The 18775-nt window shown below is 55.5% G+C and carries 15 protein-coding genes and 2 tRNA genes; 9 read left to right on the top strand and 8 right to left on the bottom strand.

The annotated features are described in order from the left end of the window. Positions 1–86: 86 nt before the first annotated feature. Positions 87–1181 (bottom strand): response regulator, encoded by a 1095-nt coding sequence (locus R1T41_RS02975; protein ID WP_317339853.1) that lies wholly within the window; start codon positions 1179–1181, stop codon positions 87–89. A 276-nt stretch (positions 1182–1457) separates the two neighbouring features. On the opposite strand from R1T41_RS02975, the gene R1T41_RS02970 reads away from it, so the two are divergent. The 8 genes from R1T41_RS02970 to R1T41_RS02935 all read left to right on the top strand — a co-directional run bounded on the left by R1T41_RS02970 (position 1458) and on the right by R1T41_RS02935 (position 11452). Further along, positions 1458–2360, top strand: coding sequence for a MurR/RpiR family transcriptional regulator (locus R1T41_RS02970; protein ID WP_317339851.1), 903 nt, complete (start codon positions 1458–1460; stop codon positions 2358–2360). Further along, on the top strand, positions 2357–3718 hold the full coding sequence (locus tag R1T41_RS02965) for an aspartate aminotransferase family protein (RefSeq protein WP_209220240.1): 1362 nt from the start codon (positions 2357–2359) through the stop codon (positions 3716–3718). Before R1T41_RS02970 ends, R1T41_RS02965 begins: the two co-directional genes overlap by 4 nt. Further along, on the top strand, positions 3718–4548 hold the full coding sequence (locus R1T41_RS02960; protein WP_317339849.1) for a 3-keto-5-aminohexanoate cleavage protein: 831 nt from the start codon (positions 3718–3720) through the stop codon (positions 4546–4548). Before R1T41_RS02965 ends, R1T41_RS02960 begins: the two co-directional genes overlap by 1 nt. A gap of 205 nt (positions 4549–4753) precedes the next feature. Further along, positions 4754–5731: a TAXI family TRAP transporter solute-binding subunit gene (locus R1T41_RS02955; RefSeq protein ID WP_317339847.1), complete on the top strand. Its 978-nt coding sequence runs from the start codon at positions 4754–4756 to the stop codon at positions 5729–5731. A 207-nt stretch (positions 5732–5938) separates the two neighbouring features. Then, positions 5939–8530 carry a TRAP transporter permease gene (locus tag R1T41_RS02950; RefSeq protein WP_062953285.1) on the top strand — a complete coding sequence of 864 codons (2592 nt, stop codon included), beginning with the start codon at positions 5939–5941 and terminating at the stop codon, positions 8528–8530. A gap of 14 nt (positions 8531–8544) precedes the next feature. Continuing rightward, positions 8545–8973, top strand: coding sequence for a universal stress protein (locus R1T41_RS02945; RefSeq protein ID WP_062953286.1), 429 nt, complete (start codon positions 8545–8547; stop codon positions 8971–8973). Between the two features lie 731 nt (positions 8974–9704). Then, positions 9705–10574, top strand: coding sequence for a formylglycine-generating enzyme family protein (locus R1T41_RS02940; protein WP_317339844.1), 870 nt, complete (start codon positions 9705–9707; stop codon positions 10572–10574). A gap of 137 nt (positions 10575–10711) precedes the next feature. Next, the gene (locus R1T41_RS02935) at positions 10712–11452 is read left to right on the top strand and encodes a DUF6969 family protein (protein WP_062958425.1); all 741 of its coding nucleotides are present in this window, start codon (positions 10712–10714) and stop codon (positions 11450–11452) included. Between the two features lie 77 nt (positions 11453–11529). On the opposite strand, the gene R1T41_RS02930 is transcribed toward R1T41_RS02935, so the two are convergent. Next, a complete protein-coding gene (locus R1T41_RS02930) occupies positions 11530–11925 on the bottom strand; it encodes a c-type cytochrome (RefSeq protein ID WP_062953290.1) in 396 nt (131 codons plus the stop codon). A gap of 266 nt (positions 11926–12191) precedes the next feature. Here R1T41_RS02930 and R1T41_RS02925 point away from each other — a divergent pair, with 266 nt between their 5' ends. After that, positions 12192–13331 carry a DUF2336 domain-containing protein gene (locus R1T41_RS02925; RefSeq protein WP_062953291.1) on the top strand — a complete coding sequence of 380 codons (1140 nt, stop codon included), beginning with the start codon at positions 12192–12194 and terminating at the stop codon, positions 13329–13331. A gap of 127 nt (positions 13332–13458) precedes the next feature. Here R1T41_RS02925 and R1T41_RS02920 read toward each other — a convergent pair whose 3' ends face one another. The 6 genes from R1T41_RS02920 to R1T41_RS02895 form a co-directional block, all read right to left on the bottom strand. Further along, entirely contained in the window at positions 13459–14850 is a 1392-nt protein-coding gene (locus tag R1T41_RS02920) for a TRAP transporter large permease subunit (RefSeq protein ID WP_062953292.1), read from the bottom strand. A 23-nt stretch (positions 14851–14873) separates the two neighbouring features. Further along, positions 14874–15461, bottom strand: coding sequence for a TRAP transporter small permease subunit (locus tag R1T41_RS02915; protein WP_062953293.1), 588 nt, complete (start codon positions 15459–15461; stop codon positions 14874–14876). 115 nt (positions 15462–15576) lie between these two features. Next, positions 15577–16638, bottom strand: coding sequence for a TRAP transporter substrate-binding protein (locus tag R1T41_RS02910; RefSeq protein ID WP_097053104.1), 1062 nt, complete (start codon positions 16636–16638; stop codon positions 15577–15579). 605 nt (positions 16639–17243) lie between these two features. Next, positions 17244–17320: transfer RNA gene (locus R1T41_RS02905), tRNA-Pro, on the bottom strand. Positions 17321–17523: 203 nt separating this feature from the next. After that, a tRNA-Pro gene (locus tag R1T41_RS02900) sits at positions 17524–17600 on the bottom strand. An 87-nt stretch (positions 17601–17687) separates the two neighbouring features. After that, positions 17688–18698: a polyprenyl synthetase family protein gene (locus R1T41_RS02895; protein ID WP_062953295.1), complete on the bottom strand. Its 1011-nt coding sequence runs from the start codon at positions 18696–18698 to the stop codon at positions 17688–17690. Between the last annotated feature and the right edge of the window lie 77 nt (positions 18699–18775).

Below are 18775 nucleotides of genomic sequence, written 5' to 3'. Positions count from 1 at the left end.
GTCTCTGCCTCAAGCCTAACCTTGGTCCCGGCCTCGGCCTCGGCAATAGGTGTGGCCGGGGTGGCGAGTGTTGTCGTGAAGGCAGGTTATTGGGTTCTTTGCGGACTGCCCCAGCCGCGTGAACGGCGATAAAGGTTAAGTGCTGTCAGGGCCGTCGGCGCCAGTTGCACGACCTGGCGTGACAGGGCGAGAATGCGGCCTTCGTCGATATCGTCTTCTTCAAAGAAATTCTGCGTCGTTTCGCAAAGGTCGGAAAGCTGGCGCAGGCCAAAGGTGCCCGACGTGCTTTTAAGCACATGGACCTCGTCGCGCACGGTTGCGAGATCGTCGCTTGAAAGGGCGTTATCGATCTTGACCAGTCGGGTCTGGGTTTCATTGATGAACAGGTCAATGCCGCAAGACGCCCCTTCGTCCCCGGCATCGGCATAAAGCTGTTCCAGCGTGCGGATATCAAGAACCGGGCTTGCAGGCGGGTCAAGCCGTTCCGGGCGGCTGAGGCGCGCGCCCTTGGAGCGCAGCACGGGCGGCGGTGACAGTCGCGCGGTTGGCGTCGCACCGTCCGGGGATCGGCTGATGAGGTCGCGAATGGTATCAAGAAGTTTGGTTCGCTGGATCGGTTTGTTGATGAATTCGTCCACGCCGGACTGACGCGCAATCACGTTCCAGTCGCGCGACTGGTGGGCGGAAAGGGCGATGATCGGGGTCTGGGCGACCGGGCCCTGCATGTGACGGATGCGGCGCGTTGTATGCAGGCCATCCATGTCGGGCATTTCGACATCCATCAGGATCAGATCGGCGGTAACCCCGCGGCGCAGCATGTTCAGAACCGTCTGGCCGTTGGTGGCCTCGACAATGCCGTATCCTTCGGCCTGCAGGATGCGTCGTGCGACCATCCGGTTGCTTTCGCTGTCATCGGCGATGATGACGGTACCGATTTTGGAATCATTGGCCGATGCTGGCAGCTCAATCGGGTGGGTGAGCTTTGCCTGCGGTTTGACAAAGCAGACGGAAATCATTCCGCCATCGGCAAGCTCGGTCTCGGAAAACAGCAGGTCTTCCTCGGCGACGCCGGTAATCAGCTGTTCCCATGCGGGGTTCGCATAGATAATTCGTTCATTGCTGTCAAAAAGGGCGATGCCCGCAGTTGTCTGCGCCAGTGCATCGATCAGCTGATTATTCATTGGCCACCTTATCGATTCGGTGCCCAGTCCCGTATCGCGGGTATAGTTTTGTATCCTTATATGAAACGGGAACGTTTCATCCGCGAAGCCGGTATTGTTACATTTTTTTCTTATAAGTCCATGTTTTTTACCATTCCCGGCACGCAATACCGTTTTATCGATGAAACAGTTCGCGAAACAAATGTTTCACTAAAATATTAATATGAAACATTTGTTGTAAAATCCGGGCTGCTGTGGCGTAGTTTTTCGATCAATTGACCACAGGAACGCAGGAAAATGGGTGTTTACACCGATTTGCGCGAAAAGCTGATTTCCGACTATGCAACGTTGAGCCCGCAGATGCAGAAGGCGGCGCGCCATATCCTTGATCATCCCAATGATGTTGCCCTGCGATCGATGCGCGCGCTTGCGCGGGCGGCGAATGTCCCGCCCAGCACGGTCACGCGCCTGATGGCGGCCATCGGGGTCGATACATGGCAGCAGTTCCGTGACAGTTACCAGAACCGGTTGCTTGACCTTCCGGCAAGTTATGCGCACCGCGCCCGCGCGTTGCAAAACAGCGAAGCCGATATCCATCGTGATACGCATCTGCTTGAAGATATCGCGCAGGCCGAAATTGCCAATATCGGTCAGGCATTCGGCCCGGAAATGTGTGAACGCATGAAGGATGCCTGCGAACATATTGCGCGCGCCCGTCAGGTTTTTGTTGTCGGACGCGGGGCGGCCTATCCGGCGGCCTATCAGTTTGCCTATGCCTATCGGCTGTTTAACGACAATGTCGTTCTGGTGGATGGGCGTTCGGGCGCATTTGGCGATCAGTTGCGGGGCATTGGCCGGCGCGACATCCTGATTGCGGTGGGCGCACGGCCCTATATCCGCGATACGGTGCGCGCGGTCGAGTTTGCGCGCAATCAGCATTGCCCGGTGATTGCGGTCAGCGATTCAGATGTGGCGCCGATTGCAATGGATGCGGTGACCAAGCTGGTCGTGTCCGACAGATCGCCGTCCTTCTTTCAAAGTTTTACCGCCAGTGTTTCGGTCATGCAGGCGCTTGTGGCGCTTCTGGTCGCGCGCGGCGGGCAAAAGGCACTGCAACGGATTGCCGCGGCAGAAGAACAACTTGCGGCTTTTGACACCTATTATGACGAAGCCGATCCCACACGGAATTCCAGATCATGACACAGCCCCACAGCAAGCCCGAAACCTATGTCCTCCATCGCAGCAGTGTCGCGACCCCGCCGCGCGCGGTGCGGGGCGAAGGCATTTATATCTTTGATCAGAACGGCAAAAGTTATCTTGATGCCTGCGGGGGTGCTGCGGTTTCGTGCCTTGGCCATTCCGATCCGGCGGTGCGTGCGGCCATGCATGCCCAGATTGATCAGATTGCCTATGCGCATTCGGGCTTTTTCTCGTCCGATGCGATGGAAGAACTGGCCGAAGACCTTGTCACCCATGCCCCCGAAGGCATTGCCAAGGCATATTTCGTTTCGGGCGGGTCCGAGGCAACCGAGGCCGCCCTTAAAATGGCGCGGCAGTATTTTCTGGAAATCGGGCAGCCGGACCGGAAATACGTGATTGCGCGTCGCCAGTCCTATCACGGCAATACGCTGGGCGCGCTCTCGGTTGGCGGCAATATGTGGCGCCGCAAACAGTTCGAGCCACTGCTGATCACCGCAAGCCATATCGCGCCCTGTTATCAGTATCGCGACCAGTTGCCGGGCGAAAGTGACGAGGCATATGGTTTGCGGGTTGCCAACGAACTTGAAACCGCGATCCTTGAACTGGGCGCAGATAGCGTTGCCGCCTTTGTCGCCGAACCGGTTGTCGGCGCGACATCGGGTGCGGTTGCACCAGTGCCGGGATACTTCAAACGCATCCGCGAGATTTGCGATCAGTATGGTGTATTGCTGATCCTGGACGAGGTCATGTGCGGCATGGGGCGAACCGGCACCCTGCATGCGATTGAACAGGAAGGTGTTGCCGGCGATCTTCAAACCATCGCCAAGGGACTTGGTGCCGGATATCAGCCGATTGGTGCCATTCTGGTGTCGAAGAAAATCGATGATGCGATTGCCAATGGATCGGGTTTCTTCCAGCACGGCCATACCTATCAGGGGCATGCAACAGCCTGTGCGGCGGCACTTGCAACCCAGCGGACCATCCGTGAACGCGACCTTCTGGCCAATGTCGTCAAGCAGGGCGAATTGCTGGCCGATGGGCTGCGCGAACGGTTCGGGCAGCACCCGTTTGTCGGCGACATTCGGGGCCGGGGACTGTTCCGCGGTGTCGAACTGGTCGCGGATCGCGAAACCAAGGACCCGTTTGATCCGTCGCGCAAGATCAACGCCAAAATCAAGAAGGCGGCCTTTGCCCGCGGATTGATGGCCTATCCGATGGGCGGCACGATTGATGGCGTGCGCGGTGACCATGTGCTGTTTGCGCCACCCTTTATCGTGACCGAGGATGATGTTGCGAAGATTGTCGATCTGTTTGAATTGGCGATAAATGATGTCTTTGCCGCCGAGGGACTTTCGTAATGTCGTATGGCGATACCCCGTTTCTGATCGCATCGGCCCCCAATGGCGCACGTAAGACCAAGGCCGATCTGCCCAATATTCCGATAACCCCGGCCGAACTGGCCAAGGAAGCCGCCAACTGCAAGGCCGCCGGGGCGGCAATGATGCATCTGCATGTGCGTGATGACGATCAGAAGCACAGCATTGATGTGGGGCGTTATCGTGAAATGCTGACCGAGGTCAGGGCCAGTGTCGGGGATGACATGCTGCTTCAGGTCACGAGCGAGGCGGTCGGCATGTATAGCGCGCAGGACCAGATGGCGATGATTCGCGGGCTTGTGCCCGAAGCCGTTTCAATCGCGGTTCGCGAAATTGCGCCGGAAAATGCCGACCTGAACGAACTGTGCGATTTCTTTGCCTTCATGCGCGAGGCAAATATCCTGCCGCAATTCATCCTGTATGCACCAGAAGACGTGATCCGCTTCAACCAGCTTGTCCATGATGGCGTCATTCCCGGTGAAAAGCTGCCGGTGCTTTATGTTCTGGGCCGTTACACCACCGGACAGGTGTCCGATCCCAAGGACCTTTTGCCGTATCTTGGGGTGTCGCCCTTTGTGTCGGAATGGATGTTGTGTGCGTTCGGGGCGCATGAAAATGCCTGTGCGCTGACGGCTGCCGGATTGGGTGGGCATGCGCGTATTGGGTTCGAAAATAATCATCTTTTGGTTGACCGTTCCCGTGCGGTCGATAATGCTGCTTTGATCGTTCAGGCGCGCGAAGGTGCGCATCTCATGGGTCGTAGTGTTGCGACCGGCGATCAGGCGCGAAAGATCATGCAACCGCAGTGGTAACCTGCGGCACGCCAATGAAAACAGACTGGTTACTTTTGTAAAAGTATCAGGGGGTTTCGGGGTTATAGGGTTTCAATTCTTGGGGCTCGTCATTATAATCCCATCGCCGAAACATCTGATTTATCTGATGTTTCCATGTTTTTCTGCTGTATCTTAACGGTACGGTTGAAAACTCTATAACAGGGTGTAAAGGGAGCTAATCCTGATGAAGAAACTTATCGCTGTAGCGGGTGCCATTGCCACCTTGGCAGGTGCGTCGCTGTTCGCCGGACAGGCATCGGCACAGGAAAACCGTTTTATCACCATCGGTACCGGTGGCGTGACGGGCGTTTACTATCCGACCGGTGGCGCGATCTGCCGTCTGGTCAACAAAGACCGTAAAGAGCACGGCATTCGCTGCTCGGTCGAGTTTACCGGTGGTTCGTCCTACAACATCAACACCATCCGTTCGGGCGAACTGGATCTGGGCGTTGCCCAGTCTGATATCCAGTACTATGCCCTGCATGGTGAAAAAGCATTCAAGGAAGTCGGTCCGTTCGAAGACCTTCGTGCCGTCTTCTCGATCCATCCGGAGCCGTTCACCGTTGTTGCCCGTGCAGATGCCGGCATCAAGACCTTTGATGACCTCAAAGGCAAACGTGTCAATATCGGTAACCCGGGTTCGGGTCAGCGCGACACCATGGACATCGTGATGAATGCCAAGGGCTGGACCCTTGACGATTTCGCACTGGCATCCGAACTGAAGCCGGCCGAACAGTCCCAGGCACTTTGCGATAACAAGATCGACGCGATGATCTATACCGTCGGTCACCCGTCCGGTTCGATCCAGGAAGCCACCACTGCCTGTGATTCGGTTCTGGTTGAAGTTGCAGGTCCGGAAATCGAGAAACTGGTTGCCGACAACCCGTATTACCGTGTTGCCACCATTCCGGGCGGCATGTATCGCGGTAACCCGGACGACGTTCAGACCTTCGGTGTCGGCGCGACCTTCGTGTCCTCGACCGCAACCGATGCAGACATCGTTTACAACGTTGTCAAAGCAGTCTTTGAAAACTTCGACGACTTCAAAAAGCTGCACCCGGCATTTGAAAACCTCGTCAAAGAAGAAATGGTCAAAGACGGCCTTTCGGCACCGCTGCATGACGGCGCTGTCAAATACTACAAAGAAGCTGGCCTGATGTAAGACGGGCTGAAACGGGGGGCACGGCGTGCCTCCCGTTTCATTTTTCTTGCGCCCCCGAGGGCATCATAAAATTCTGTCAAAGTGGCACACGATGATGTGCCGAAATGCTCCGTGGGCGACCGGGTAAGTGTCGACGGAGGTTTTTTGTTTCTGGGCTATCGTTTGGGCCGCCCGAAACAGAAGCCGCGTTCAGACCGGGAGTTTGCAATGACCGACGATAAAAGCGCGACACAGGGTCCATCGGACCAGGATCTTCAGGATCTTATCGCGGAAAATGATACCGGCGCGCGTCAGCCTACCGGCATGACAGCACGCATTTTGCTGTATGTCGCCGTGGCATGGTCGCTGTTCCAGCTTTGGCTGGCATCACCACTGCCCTACATTTTCAGTTTTGGTGTTTTCAACTCGACCGAAGCACGGTCGATCCATCTGGCATTCGCCGTGTTCCTGGCGTTTCTGGCCTATCCGGCCTTCAAGAATTCGCCGCGAAGCTATATCCCGGTTCTTGACTGGGTATTGGCAGCCGCCGGGGCGTTCTGTGCCCTTTATATCTATATTTTCTATCGCGAGCTGTCGTCGCGTCCGGGCTTGCCGATTACGCAGGACCTTGTGGTGGCCGGTGCCGGTCTGGTGCTGTTGCTTGAAGCAACGCGGCGTGCGCTCGGCCCGCCCCTCATGATTGTGGCGATGGTGTTCCTTGCCTATGTTTTCTTTGGCAATGCGCCATGGGTGCCCGATGTTTTGCAGTGGGCCGGGGCGAGTTTCTCCAAGGCGATGTCGCATCAGTGGATCACGACCGAAGGCGTGTTCGGGATTGCGCTTGGCGTTTCGACCAGCTTCGTGTTCCTGTTTGTGCTGTTTGGCTCGTTGCTTGATAAAGCCGGGGCAGGCAACTATTTCATCAAGGTGGCGTTTGCCGCCCTTGGTCACATGCGCGGCGGCCCGGCAAAGGCAGCCGTTCTGGCATCGGCAATGACCGGGCTTATTTCCGGTTCATCGATTGCCAACGTGGTGACGACCGGGACCTTCACCATTCCGCTTATGAAACGTGTCGGTTTCTCGGGCGAGAAGGCCGGTGCGGTCGAAGTCGCATCTTCGGTCAATGGTCAGATCATGCCACCGGTCATGGGGGCTGCGGCCTTTTTGATGGTGGAATATGTCGGCATTCCCTATCCGGAAGTCATCAAGCATGCCTTCCTGCCGGCGACGATTTCCTATATCGCGCTGATCTATATCGTCCATCTCGAGGCGCTTAAGGCCAATATGAAGGGCCTGCCGAAACGTCAGACATCGACCGTGCAGCAAGTGCTGATCCGTTCGCTTCTGTTCGTGCTGTCGCTGGTTATTCTTGCGGGTGTGATTTACTACGCGATCAATTTCCAGAAACAGATATTCGGTAACGCGGTTGGCTGGGTTGTCGCGGTCGAGTGTGCTGCGATCTATTTTGCCGGTCTTTATTATGCGGCGAAATATCCCGATCTTGAACTGGATGACCCCAATAAACCGGTGCTGGAGCTTCCGGCGCTGGGCGAAACCGCCAAGTCCGGCCTGCATTATCTGCTGCCGGTCGTGGTGCTGGTCTGGTTCCTGATGATTGAACTGAAATCACCCGGATTGTCGGCCTTCTGGGCGACTGTTCTGATGCTGTTCATCATGCTGACCCAGCGTCCGGTCAAGGCGTTCTTCCGCAAGCAGCCGGATTATATGGCAAGCGTAAAGGAAGGCATTGCCGATGTGATTGACGGTTTTGCCACCGGTGCACGTAACATGATCGGGATCGGCGTTGCGACCGCGGCTGCCGGTATCATCGTGGGCACGGTGTCGCTGACCGGGATCGGTCAGGTGATGGTTGAATTCGTGGAACTGATTTCGGGCGGCAATCTGATGCTGATCCTGATCTTTACCGCGATCATCAGCCTGATCCTTGGCATGGGGCTGCCGACGACGGCGAACTATATCGTCGTGTCGAGCCTGATGGCGCCCGTGATTGTCGAACTTGGGGCTGCGAACGGTCTGATCGTGCCGCTGATTGCGGTGCATCTGTTCGTGTTCTATTTCGGCATCATGGCCGATGTGACGCCGCCGGTCGGTCTGGCATCCTTTGCCGCTGCTGCGGTTTCAGGGGCCGATCCGATGAAGACGGGCTTCGTCGCATTCTTTTACAGCATGCGGACCGCGGCCCTGCCGTTCCTGTTCCTGTTCAACACCCAGCTTCTGATGATCGGGCTTGATCATCCGCTTGATGTGGTGATGGTGATTGTCGTTTCGACCATTGCGATGCTGGTCTTTGCCGCAGGGACGATGGGGTATTTCTTCACCCGGTCGAAACTGTGGGAAAGTGCGGCACTTCTGCTGATTGCCTTTACCCTGTTCCGTCCGGGTTTCTGGCTTGATCTGCTGGAGCCGCCCTATGAAAACCTGCCCGCAACCGAGATTGTTGAAAAGGCGGCCGATATGCCCGCCAATACCAGCATTCTTCTGGATGTCGAGGGCATTAACCTGGAAGGCGATGAAGTCACCAAATCGGTGATGTTGCCATTGGGGCCGGAAGCATCGGGTGAAGATCGTCTTTACAATGCGGGCATTGCAGTTCGCACCGAAGACGGCAAGGTCTTTATCGATGATCTGGTGTTTGGTGGCCCGGCCGAGAAAGCGGGACTTGATTTCGACTTTGAAATCACCGCGATCAAGATCGAAGCCGACCGCATGCCCAAAGAGGTGTTCTTTATCCCGGCATTCATCGTGCTGGGCGGGATCATCGTGTTGCAACGCCGTCGCCGTCGTGCCGAAGCGGCCTAAGGAGGGCCAAGTCCATGTATAAGGATATTCTGGTTACAGTGGATCTTGATCATGACTCGTCATGGAAAAAAGCCATTCCGGTCGCCATCAAGCAAGCCCAGGCATTCAACGCGCGCCTGCATGTCCTGACCGTGGTTCCCACGGTTGGGATGTCGATGGTCGGGCAGTTCTTTCCTAAGGGGTACGAGAAAAAGGTTCTCGATGCCTATAACGAAAGGCTGCATCAGTTCGTGTCCGAACATATTCCGTCCGACCTCAAGGTTCAGCATATCGTGGGCCAGGGAACGGTTTATGAAGTGATCCTGAAAATGGCGAAAAAGACCAATTGCGATCTGATCGTCATCGGTGCGCATCGCCCGGAATTGAAGGATTACCTTTTGGGACCGAACGCCGCGCGCGTTGTGCGCCATGCCGATTGTTCGGTGATGGTTGTTCGCGACTGATTGCGATCAGACCTGTCAGACAGATAAAAAAAGGGGCAGTGCGGATCGCACTGCCCCTTTTGCATGTCAGGCCGACATACCGGATCGGTTATTTGGCAGCGCAGGGATTTGCCGCACACGGATTTGCCGCACAAGGATTGGAAGCTGCGCACGGGTTGGCAGCGCACGGGCTGCAAGGATTGACAACCTTTTTCGCAGCACAGGGATTTGCGGCACACGGGTTGGCAGCGCAAGGATTTGCCGCACATGGATTGGCAGTACAGGTCGCGACTTCTGCGGTCGGGGTCGGAAGGGGGGCTGCCTGTGCCATCGGGGCTGCCATTGCAAGGCCGGCGCCAACGGCAATCGCGGGGATCAGAGCCGTCTGGGAGAAGAAGCTGGATTTTTTGGACATGGATTGCCTCACTGATTAAGCGTTCATTTCGATACGATTGCCCGGACGCTTGAATGTTTGTCGTCCGACGGAGGCCAATATGCGCCAAATCGATTGGCCCGAAACGTCACATGGTTTCACTGTTGTGTGAGAGAACCGTGTGAGAGAAGCGGTCAAAAGATGCTTCGGGTTGAACGGGCTGCGTGCAATTTATGTTTCATTTTTTATGCTTTGGTATCAAAACGATTGAAAAACCGATAGATTTTCCACATTTAAGAAATCAGGGATGCAGGTAGCGGAGCATGGCGCGCGGTTGAATAAACCGTGAGAACAGCCGTCACGGAGACCGGAACAGACAATGAAAAAACAATGCAGTCACATGTTCGGGGGGCTTTTTGCAGCCGTTCTGGCAGCAATATCGTTGCCCGGTTCGGGATTGGCGCAGTCCGCGGACGTACCCATGCCCGATGTGGCGGAAATTCCGGCCGGTTGGTTCTTTCAGGGGTCGGACGGGGTCGAGCGGCAATATGCCTATCAGATCGACGAACAGGTCTATGGCCATGATGTCAGCCGCCGCAATCGCTGGTACGATGTGGAAGTCGATAAATGGCGTATCTATCTGCCCGACTATTTCATCATGAAAACAGCGGTCACCAATGACCAGTATGCCGCCTTTATCCGCGATACGGGGCGTGATGCGCCGGATATCAGCGAAGAGGATTGGGAAAGTCTTGGGCTGATTTACGGGTACGATGCGACACGCCCGTTTGCATGGAAAAACGGCGAACCACCACGCGGCAAGGGAAACCATCCGGTTGTTCTGGTGTCATGGCGCGATGCGCAGGATTATGCCAGATGGCTGAGCGAAAAGACCGGCATGAAATGGCGGCTGCCCGAAGAGATTTACTGGGAAAAGGCGGTTCGCGGCCCGGATGGCATTTTTTATCCGTGGGGCAATATCTATGACCCGTTGCAGTTAAACAGTGCCGATCGCGGCCCGTTCGATACCGTGCCGGTCGGGCAGTTTGAAGCGGGCCCCTATGGGTTGTATGACGGGGCGGGGCAGGTGTTTGAATGGACCGCAACCAGTTCGCAGGCCGGATACCGCATTGTTAAGGGCGGATCCTGGGATGACCGTGGCTGCGGTGTCTGTCGCCCGGCTGCGCGCCATGGCAGACCGGAACATATGCAGCATATCCTGATCGGTTTCCGGTTGATGTACGAATAGCACCTGCTGTGAAGCATGCTTGCACATTGCGACAGAATCACTAATTCTTGAACGGGATTAATTGGCCGTCATGGCCAGGGACGGGTTATTTCTGCCGTTGCGGATAGGGTTCTCATCGCAAGGTTACTGGTGTTGGAATGACCGAGATTGCAATTGACTGGACATCGCTTCCGACAGGGCGGCTTGAACGGATGCTGGCCGCGGGGCGCGATGTTATGGAATGCCACCGGGTTTTGACGGTGACGGGCGATAATATTGTCGGCGAACTGATCAAGACGGGTGGCACATTTTACGAATGGTCGCATTATCCCGAAGGGGATGTCTATGACCGCAATTCGCACGCCCAGTTCTATTATCATGCCCACCCCAAGGACGAGCAGCGAGACTGGAACGAGCATGGACATTTCCATACGTTCCTGCGCCCGCGCGGCATGCCTGCCGGGTCCAAACCGTTACCGATCGAAGGGTTTGACTATCCCGAAGGTCCGAATGACGCGCTTTCGCATCTGGTTGCGGTATCGATGGATGAATACGGTTTTGCCCAACGCCTGTTTACCACCAACCGCTGGGTCACCGGCGAGGTCTGGTATGATGGTGAAACCGTGGTCAATATGCTGGAAAACTTCATCATTGATCATGCGCAGCCCTCCTGGCCGGTCAACCGCTGGATATCGGGGATGATCTTTTTGTACCGGCCGCAGATCGAACAGCTGATCCGGCTGCGCGATGTGGCGATCCGTGAATGGCATGAAAAATATCCCGATCGCGACGTTTACGAAGATCGCGACCTGGAAGTGACATCGACCATCGATATCCGGGTCGAGGAACAGATCCGCGCGATTACCGAGGAACTCGGTCGGCGCCGTGCCGCGGCGTAATATCGTTCTGATAAATGAAAACGGCCAATGCGGATGCACTGGCCGTTTTTTATTCCGGTACCGGATATCGAAAGGGCTTAGTGCGCTTTCAGATATTCGATGACATCGGCAATTTCGTCTTCTTTTTTCAGCTTGAAGGTCATCTTCGAACGTTCCTTGGAGCCCGCGATTTCGCTGAGCTTTTCGGACGGGTCCTGAAGGTAGTCGACGAGGAAGGCTTCATCGATGGTGAAACCTTTGTCACAAGCTGCCTGATAGCCCTTGCCGTATTTGTAATCGGCAACATGGCCACATTGTGCGCCGAATGAACCGGCCAGCGACGGGCCGACCTTGTTCTGGCCGGGTTCCACGCTGTGGCAGGCAGCGCATTTCTTGAATACCTTTTCACCGTTTGCAGCATCACCGGCCATTGCCGGTGCCATGCCGAGCACGGCCATTGTGGCGGCAATGGTAAGTGTTTTGGTCAATTTCATATTGCGGGCCTCTCTTGGTCTGCAGTGATAGGGTCCCCACTGCATTCTGTCGTTGGTTGGTTCCCAAGTGAACCGAAAAACACAAACAGGAGCAAAAATTCGCTTTTCGTTAAAAAAGATGGGCTTACTGTTGAGTTTCCCGAATTCGACACGACATTTACCACATGCAGGAACTGAATAATTTGCGTTTAGTCAATCGGCCCTACGGTGTATAAAGATATACGAATGGTTGGCAGCCGATTGCTTAGCGTGCCGGGAGAGCTCCATTGCCGCGTATAACCAAAGAAGATCTTAACAACCTGATCCAGGACCCTTCCGGGAAGAATCGTGCCGAAACGGCCGACAAGATCAGCCGTGAATTTTCTGCCGAAAGCCTGAGCGACAGCGAACGTGTCCTTGCCGAAGACATCTTTCGCCTGATGGTGCGCGATGCCGAGGTGCGCGTGCGCAAGGCATTGGCCAAGAACCTGAAACAGACCCCGCTGGTGCCCCATGATGTCGCTGCGACTTTGGCGCGCGATGTGGATGACGTGGCCCTGCCGATCCTGAAATTTTCCGAAGTCCTGAATGATGACGATCTGGTCGACATCATCGGTGACAATACCGACAGCGTTGAAAAGCAGCGTGCCATCGCATCGCGCCCGCATGTGTCGGAAATCGTTTCCGCGACTCTTGTTGATATCGGTCACGAAGACGTCATGGTCGACCTGATTTCAAATGACGGTGCGCAGATCAGCGAACGGTCATTGCAAAAGGTTGTCGACGAGTTCGGCGAGAATGAACGCATCCAGAAACCGATGATCGAACGCAACCATCTGCCGATCACGATTGCCGAACGGCTGGTGACGCTGGTATCGGACCGGATGCGATCGGAACTGATTGCGCGCGGCCATATCCCCGAGGGGATTGTCAACGCGGTCATGACCCAGTCGCAGGAAAGTGCCACCATCGGGCTTCTGGGCGATGGCGCGGAAGAACGCGATGTCGAATTGCTGGTCGAACATCTTCATACCAACAATCGTCTGACCAGCGGATTGATCCTGCGTGCGCTTTGCATGGGGGATGTTGCCTTTTTCGAGGCCGCCCTTGCGCGTCGTGCCGGGGTATCGCTGATCAATACCCGCATTCTGATCCATGACAGCGGCCCGTTCGGGCTTGAAGCGATTTATAACAAGGCCGAAATGCCTGCCCATTTCTTCCCGGGGGTCCGGGCGGCGGTGGAAGTGGCACGTGAAACCGACCTGGATGGCGGGGAACGCGACCGGGAACGGTATTCACGCCGGATGATTGAACGGGTTCTGACCCAGTATGGTGATCTCGGTGTCGAATTCGATTCAGACGATGTCGATTATCTGATGGGCCGCATGCTGCAATTGCCAAGCGAGCGGAACCTGCCGCAGCAATAGACCGGCATCCCTTTGAACATTAAAGATTACAGCCGCCCTTTCGGGGCGGTTTTTCTTTGTGCCGCAGGTGGCGGAAACAAAAAAGGCGCCGTTTGTACGGCGCCTTTGATGTGTCAGGGGCATGCCCCTATTCAAGCAGGGTATTGGGCATCCAAAGAGCCAGTTCCGGGAAATACATCACCAGCAACAGCCCGATCACCTGCAGGATCACAAAGGGAATGATGCCCTTGTAAATCTGCTGGATGGAGATTGATTTTGGTGCAACGCCCTTGAGATAGAACAGGGCAAACCCGAATGGCGGTGTCAGGAAACTGGTTTGCAGGTTCACCGCAACCATGACGGCAAACCAGGTCAGAACCTGTGTTTCGGTTGGGCCAACCCCGGCAACGGAAAGGTGGTCACCGAAATCAAGCTGGGCAATGACAGGTGCGAAGATCGGCAAAACGATCAGGGTGATTTCCACCCAGTCGAAGAAGAAGCCAAGCACAAAGACAATCAGCATCAGCAGGAACAGAACGCCCCACGCCCCAAGGCCCGCACTGTCAACCAGATCAATGACCAGATCATCCCCGCCCAGTGACCGGAACACATAGGAAAAGACCGTCGCACCGGCAAACAGGAAGAACAGCATCGCCCCGGTCAGGGCCGACCGTTCACAGACGTCTTTAAGCACATCCCATTTCAGACGGCCCTTGACCAGTGCCAGGAAAGTGGCACCAAGTGCGCCAACACCTGCGGCCTCGGTCGGGGTGGCAAAACCGGCAAAGATCGAGCCCAGAACCAGCACAATCAGGAAAACCGGCGGGATGAAACTGCGCAGCATCATGCGCACCATGTCGGTGCCATGCACCGCTTCGGCGTCGGGCAGCGGCGGGGCAAGATGGGGCTGGAGCTGGCAGCGGACAAAGATGTAGATGGTATAGAGCGATGCCAGCAGAAGCCCCGGAATGATGGCCGCCAGAAACAGGTTGCCAACAGAAACCGACATCAGGTCAGACATCAGAACCAGCATGATGCTTGGCGGGATCAGAATGCCAAGCGTACCCGATGCCGCAATCGTCCCGGTCGCAAGCGACGGATCATAATTGCGGCGCATCATGACCGGCAGGGCCAGCAGGGTCATCATCACAACCGACGCACCGATAATACCGGTGGTGGCGGCCATGATCGTGCCCATCAGGGTAACCGACAGGGCCAGACCGCCGGGAACCTTGCGCATCAGCACGTTAAGACATTCAAGCAGGTCTTCGGCAACACCGCTTTTTTCCAGCATCGTGCCCATATAGATGAACATCGGCACGGCAACCATCACCATGTTTTCGGCGATGCCACCCCAGATGCGCGATACGATGTTGAAGAATTCAACGAATGAAAAGACGTCATAGGCCATGCCAAGGAAGCCAAAGGCGATCCCGATGCCCGAAATGACAAATGCGACCGGTAGCCCCGAAAAGACCAGAATGCCCAGCGAGGCAAACATGATCAGCGGAAACCAGTCTTCGATATAGAAGTTTTCCATTTGGAATTATCCCCGTTCCGCAATCAGTCTTCGAGCTTGGCGGCAGCGTCGCCAAGATCAGCATGATGTGTGCCGACGTAATAACCGGCGCGATTGCGCAGGTTGCTTGGTCCGAACACAAAGACATAGCATTTCAGGAAGACCGAAAGACCGGCCATGGCGAGAAGGCCGAAGCCGACGGGGATGGTTGATTTGATGATCCAGCGATGCGTAAGGCCAGTCGTCGCGGCCGAAACTTCGTGAGTTTCGTAAGAGCGAAGAACAAAATCAAAACCGAAATAAAGCACCAGCGCGCAAAACGGCAGAATGCAGATAATCGCCCCGATCATTTCGATGATGGCGCGTGTGCGCGGACGCAGATTGTCACGGATGAGTTCGATACGGACATGCGCATCGCGGATATAGGCAAAACCGAAACACAGCATGAACAGGCCGGTATGGAGATGCCATTCCAGTTCCTGCAATTTGATGGATCCCTGGCCGCCAAATTTGCGCTGGATCACGTCATACATGATCGTCAGCATCAGCGGAACTGCGAGCAGGGCAGCCCATTTCCCGATACGGGAGACGAGGGCATCAATGCCGTCACTCAGTTTTAGTAGCGCTTCCATTAAAAAGCCTCCCGGGTCTTTTCTTGATCGCGGTCAAGGCCGGGGCCGTCTGGCACCCGGCCTTGCCGAGACTTCTCTTATGATCTGGTACCCAGGGTACCAGACACCGGAAAAATCACTTCAGATATCCGATATCTTTCCAGATTTTGTAATTCTCGCGGAAAGACTGGAGGCTATCGTAAGCTTCCTTGAAGGCGGCATCTTCTGCGGAAAGTTCAGTGGCAACCTCTTCCCATGCCCCACGCATTGCATCGAGCATTTCCGGGGACCAGGTTTTGATGTTCACACCTTTTTCCTTAAGTTCCTTAAGGGCTGCGAACTGGATGGCTTCACCTTCGGCAAAACCATAGGCCAGGTTGTCGTTACAAACCGCTTCGATCTGGGCCTGCTGGGTCTTGTCGAGCCCATCCCACTTTTCCTTGTTCATCATCAGATCGAACAGGGTGGATTGCTGATGCCAGCCGGGGAAGTAATAGTATTTGGCAACCTGATGGAAGCCGAGTTTCAGGTCGATGGCCGGCATCGAGAATTCGGTCGCATCAATCGTGCCGAGTTCAAGGGCGGGATAGATATCGCCACCTGCCAGAAGCTGGGTCGAGACACCAAGCTTTTCCATGACTTTCGCGCCAAGGCCAAAGAAGCGCATTTTCAGACCTTTAAGGTCTTCAACCGTGTTGATTTCCTTGGAGAACCAGCCCGAAGCTTCCGGTGCGATCAGGCCGCAGAACAGCGACTTGATGCCATGTTCGGCATAAAGCTTGTCAAAGATTTCCTGACCGCCGCCAAATTTGACCCATGCCAGATATTCGCCAGCCTGCGGACCGAACGGAACGGCACCGAAAAGCTGCAATGCCGGAACCTTGCCCGCCCAGTAACCCGGTGTGGAGAAGGCCGCATCGATGGAACCGGTTGAAACCGCATCAAATACTTCAAGTGCCGGAACAAGCGCGCCCGGCTCATAGAATTTAATCTGAATGTTGCCGCCGGAAACTTCGTCGATTTTTTCATCAACACGTTTGCCGAGCGTGCCAAGCTGGGTCAGGCTGCCCGGATAGGTCGAACCCATTTTCCAGCGAACACGATCAGCCGCATCCGCATCAGGTGCAACCGTCGTCAAGGCAGCCGCTGCAAGGACGGCCACACAGGTTGCAGACTTCAAAATATTAGCAAATTTCATTCGTAGCTTCCTCCCTAAGAAGTCCGAAATTGGTATTACCACGTTGGGTCGAGTGCCGCCTTTTGCTTTTATTATTACAGGCGGAATCTTCCCGTTCCTTGTGTTGCAGGGCGAAGCTTAAGCGTATTTGGCAAGTATGAGCAAGTTTGTTTCGCCCGCCGCGCAAGAAAATATCTTCGCGAACGCACAAAAATGACTTGATTTCGCTCAAAAAACCGGAATTTCCGCATGGAAATGCGTATTTATACGGGGTTCAGTATGTTGCATATCTCTCATTTAAAGTTGTTATAGCAAAAGGGCCGGCTAACCCGCGCGATGGTTGCGAATCGGTTGGCCGAATGACTGTTTTCTGATTGCCTGCATATGGTCATGCCGGGGGCAGCGGGCACTGGTGCCAGCAAAGAAAGTACCGTGAAGGCCTGACGGAAAGTTTGCGCCCGCGAACGGTAATGTGACCCTGCTGCGGCGCAGTGCCGATAACTGAGCCGTTGGCAGAGTCAGATCGCCCGATAACTTTTCATCAGGTCATGCAGCAGGGAGATTTGAAGACGGAAAACCGACCGGAAATGAAAACGGGAAGCCTTTGAAAAAGACTTCCCGACTGATGGTCGGAGCGAGAGGATTCGAACCTCCGACCCCTGCCTCCCGAAGACAGTGCTCTACCAGGCTGAGCTACGCTCCGTCAGTGGGCGGTTGTTTAGCCCGTCTTCGGGGCTGGATCAAGCATAAACCGGTCGATAGGTGCGAAAAACTTTACTGTTTCGCGACAGATGATTTCGCGGTTGCGCGGTATGGGGATCAATCGCTTTGCGGGTGAATTTGGCGCGGTTTGTGCCAATACGCAAAAGGCCCCGAAACGGAAACCGTTTCAGGGCCTTTGAATGATGGTCGGAGCGAGAGGATTCGAACCTCCGACCCCTGCCTCCCGAAGACAGTGCTCTACCAGGCTGAGCTACGCTCCGTCATTCTGCGAAGCCGGGTGATAATCCCAAATACGGACCGACGCAAGGGTTTTTTGCGCCAATCCGCCGGGACCCCGGCATGCGATATCAGTATGGGCGTGAAATGCAGAACTCGACCGCCTCGATCATCGCATCCTTGATCGCGCCATCTTCAAAGCGCGTCAGTGTGTCGATGGCAAGCTGGCCAAATTCGCGTGCACGGTCCATGGATGCGCTAAGCGCGTCATATTTGCGGATCAGTTCCTGTGCGCGATCAAGATCGCCATCCTGGAATTCCTGATCTTCCATGCAACGCCGCCAGAAGGCCTTTTCCTCGTCATCGCCCTTGGCATAGGAAATGATGACCGGCAGGGTGACCTTGCCGTCACGGAAATCATCGCCAACGGTTTTGCCAAGCGTCGCCTGATGGGCGGAATAATCCAGAACATCGTCGATCAACTGGAAGGCGGTGCCAAGATAGATGCCATAAAGACGAAGGGCTTCTTCATCCTCGGCCGAACGATTGGCAATCACTGCACCGATCTGGGACGCCGCACCAAACAGGGCGGCGGTTTTGGCGGTGATGACTTCAAGATAGGCTTCTTCGCTGGTTGCCATGTCATTGGCGGTCGAAAGCTGCAAAACCTCGCCCTCGGCGATGACGGCGGACGCCTTCGCCAGGATATCAAGAACCTTGAGCGAGCCGTTTTTGACCATCACGACAAAGGCGCGCGCAAACAGGAAATCCCCGACCAGAACGCTTGCTTCGTTGCCAAACAGGGCATTGGCCGATGCCTGGCCCCGGCGCAGCAGGCTTTCATCAACAACATCATCATGCAGAAGCGTTGCGGTGTGGATAAACTCGACACAGGCCGCAAGATCAACCGCCGATGTCCCGCCCTGATAGCCGCAAAGCTGGGCAGATGCCAGTGTCAGCATCGGGCGCATGCGCTTGCCACCTGCGGCAACCAGATGGCTTGCCAATTGCGGGATCAGCGCAACTTCGCTGTGCATGTTGTCGATGATGACCTGATTGACGCGCTTCATGTCTGCATCGACAAGGCGTATCAGGGAGTCAAGGCTGGGTTCGGTCGTCTGCTGCGTTGCGATATTGGTCACGCTGTAATCCGAAACAATTTCTCGCGTATTGACCCCGCCCACCGGGACGGGTAACGCTGATTTCAGTGGGCGGCCTC

Source organism: Thalassospira lucentensis (assembly GCF_032921865.1).
GTDB lineage: Bacteria > Pseudomonadota > Alphaproteobacteria > Rhodospirillales > Thalassospiraceae > Thalassospira > Thalassospira lucentensis_A.
This window is presented reverse-complemented; position numbering and strand designations above follow the sequence as displayed.

What these genes read in the sequence shown, in the direction of transcription:
- R1T41_RS02975 (WP_317339853.1), bottom strand. Translation starts at nt 1,181, where the DNA reads ATGAATAATCAGCTGATCGATGCACTGGCGCAGACAACTGCGGGCATC.
- R1T41_RS02970 (WP_317339851.1), top strand. Translation starts at nt 1,458, where the DNA reads ATGGGTGTTTACACCGATTTGCGCGAAAAGCTGATTTCCGACTATGCA.
- R1T41_RS02965 (WP_209220240.1), top strand. Translation starts at nt 2,357, where the DNA reads ATGACACAGCCCCACAGCAAGCCCGAAACCTATGTCCTCCATCGCAGC.
- R1T41_RS02960 (WP_317339849.1), top strand. Translation starts at nt 3,718, where the DNA reads ATGTCGTATGGCGATACCCCGTTTCTGATCGCATCGGCCCCCAATGGC.
- R1T41_RS02955 (WP_317339847.1), top strand. Translation starts at nt 4,754, where the DNA reads ATGAAGAAACTTATCGCTGTAGCGGGTGCCATTGCCACCTTGGCAGGT.
- R1T41_RS02950 (WP_062953285.1), top strand. Translation starts at nt 5,939, where the DNA reads ATGACCGACGATAAAAGCGCGACACAGGGTCCATCGGACCAGGATCTT.
- R1T41_RS02945 (WP_062953286.1), top strand. Translation starts at nt 8,545, where the DNA reads ATGTATAAGGATATTCTGGTTACAGTGGATCTTGATCATGACTCGTCA.
- R1T41_RS02940 (WP_317339844.1), top strand. Translation starts at nt 9,705, where the DNA reads ATGAAAAAACAATGCAGTCACATGTTCGGGGGGCTTTTTGCAGCCGTT.
- R1T41_RS02935 (WP_062958425.1), top strand. Translation starts at nt 10,712, where the DNA reads ATGACCGAGATTGCAATTGACTGGACATCGCTTCCGACAGGGCGGCTT.
- R1T41_RS02930 (WP_062953290.1), bottom strand. Translation starts at nt 11,925, where the DNA reads ATGAAATTGACCAAAACACTTACCATTGCCGCCACAATGGCCGTGCTC.
- R1T41_RS02920 (WP_062953292.1), bottom strand. Translation starts at nt 14,850, where the DNA reads ATGGAAAACTTCTATATCGAAGACTGGTTTCCGCTGATCATGTTTGCC.
- R1T41_RS02915 (WP_062953293.1), bottom strand. Translation starts at nt 15,461, where the DNA reads ATGGAAGCGCTACTAAAACTGAGTGACGGCATTGATGCCCTCGTCTCC.
- R1T41_RS02910 (WP_097053104.1), bottom strand. Translation starts at nt 16,638, where the DNA reads ATGAAATTTGCTAATATTTTGAAGTCTGCAACCTGTGTGGCCGTCCTT.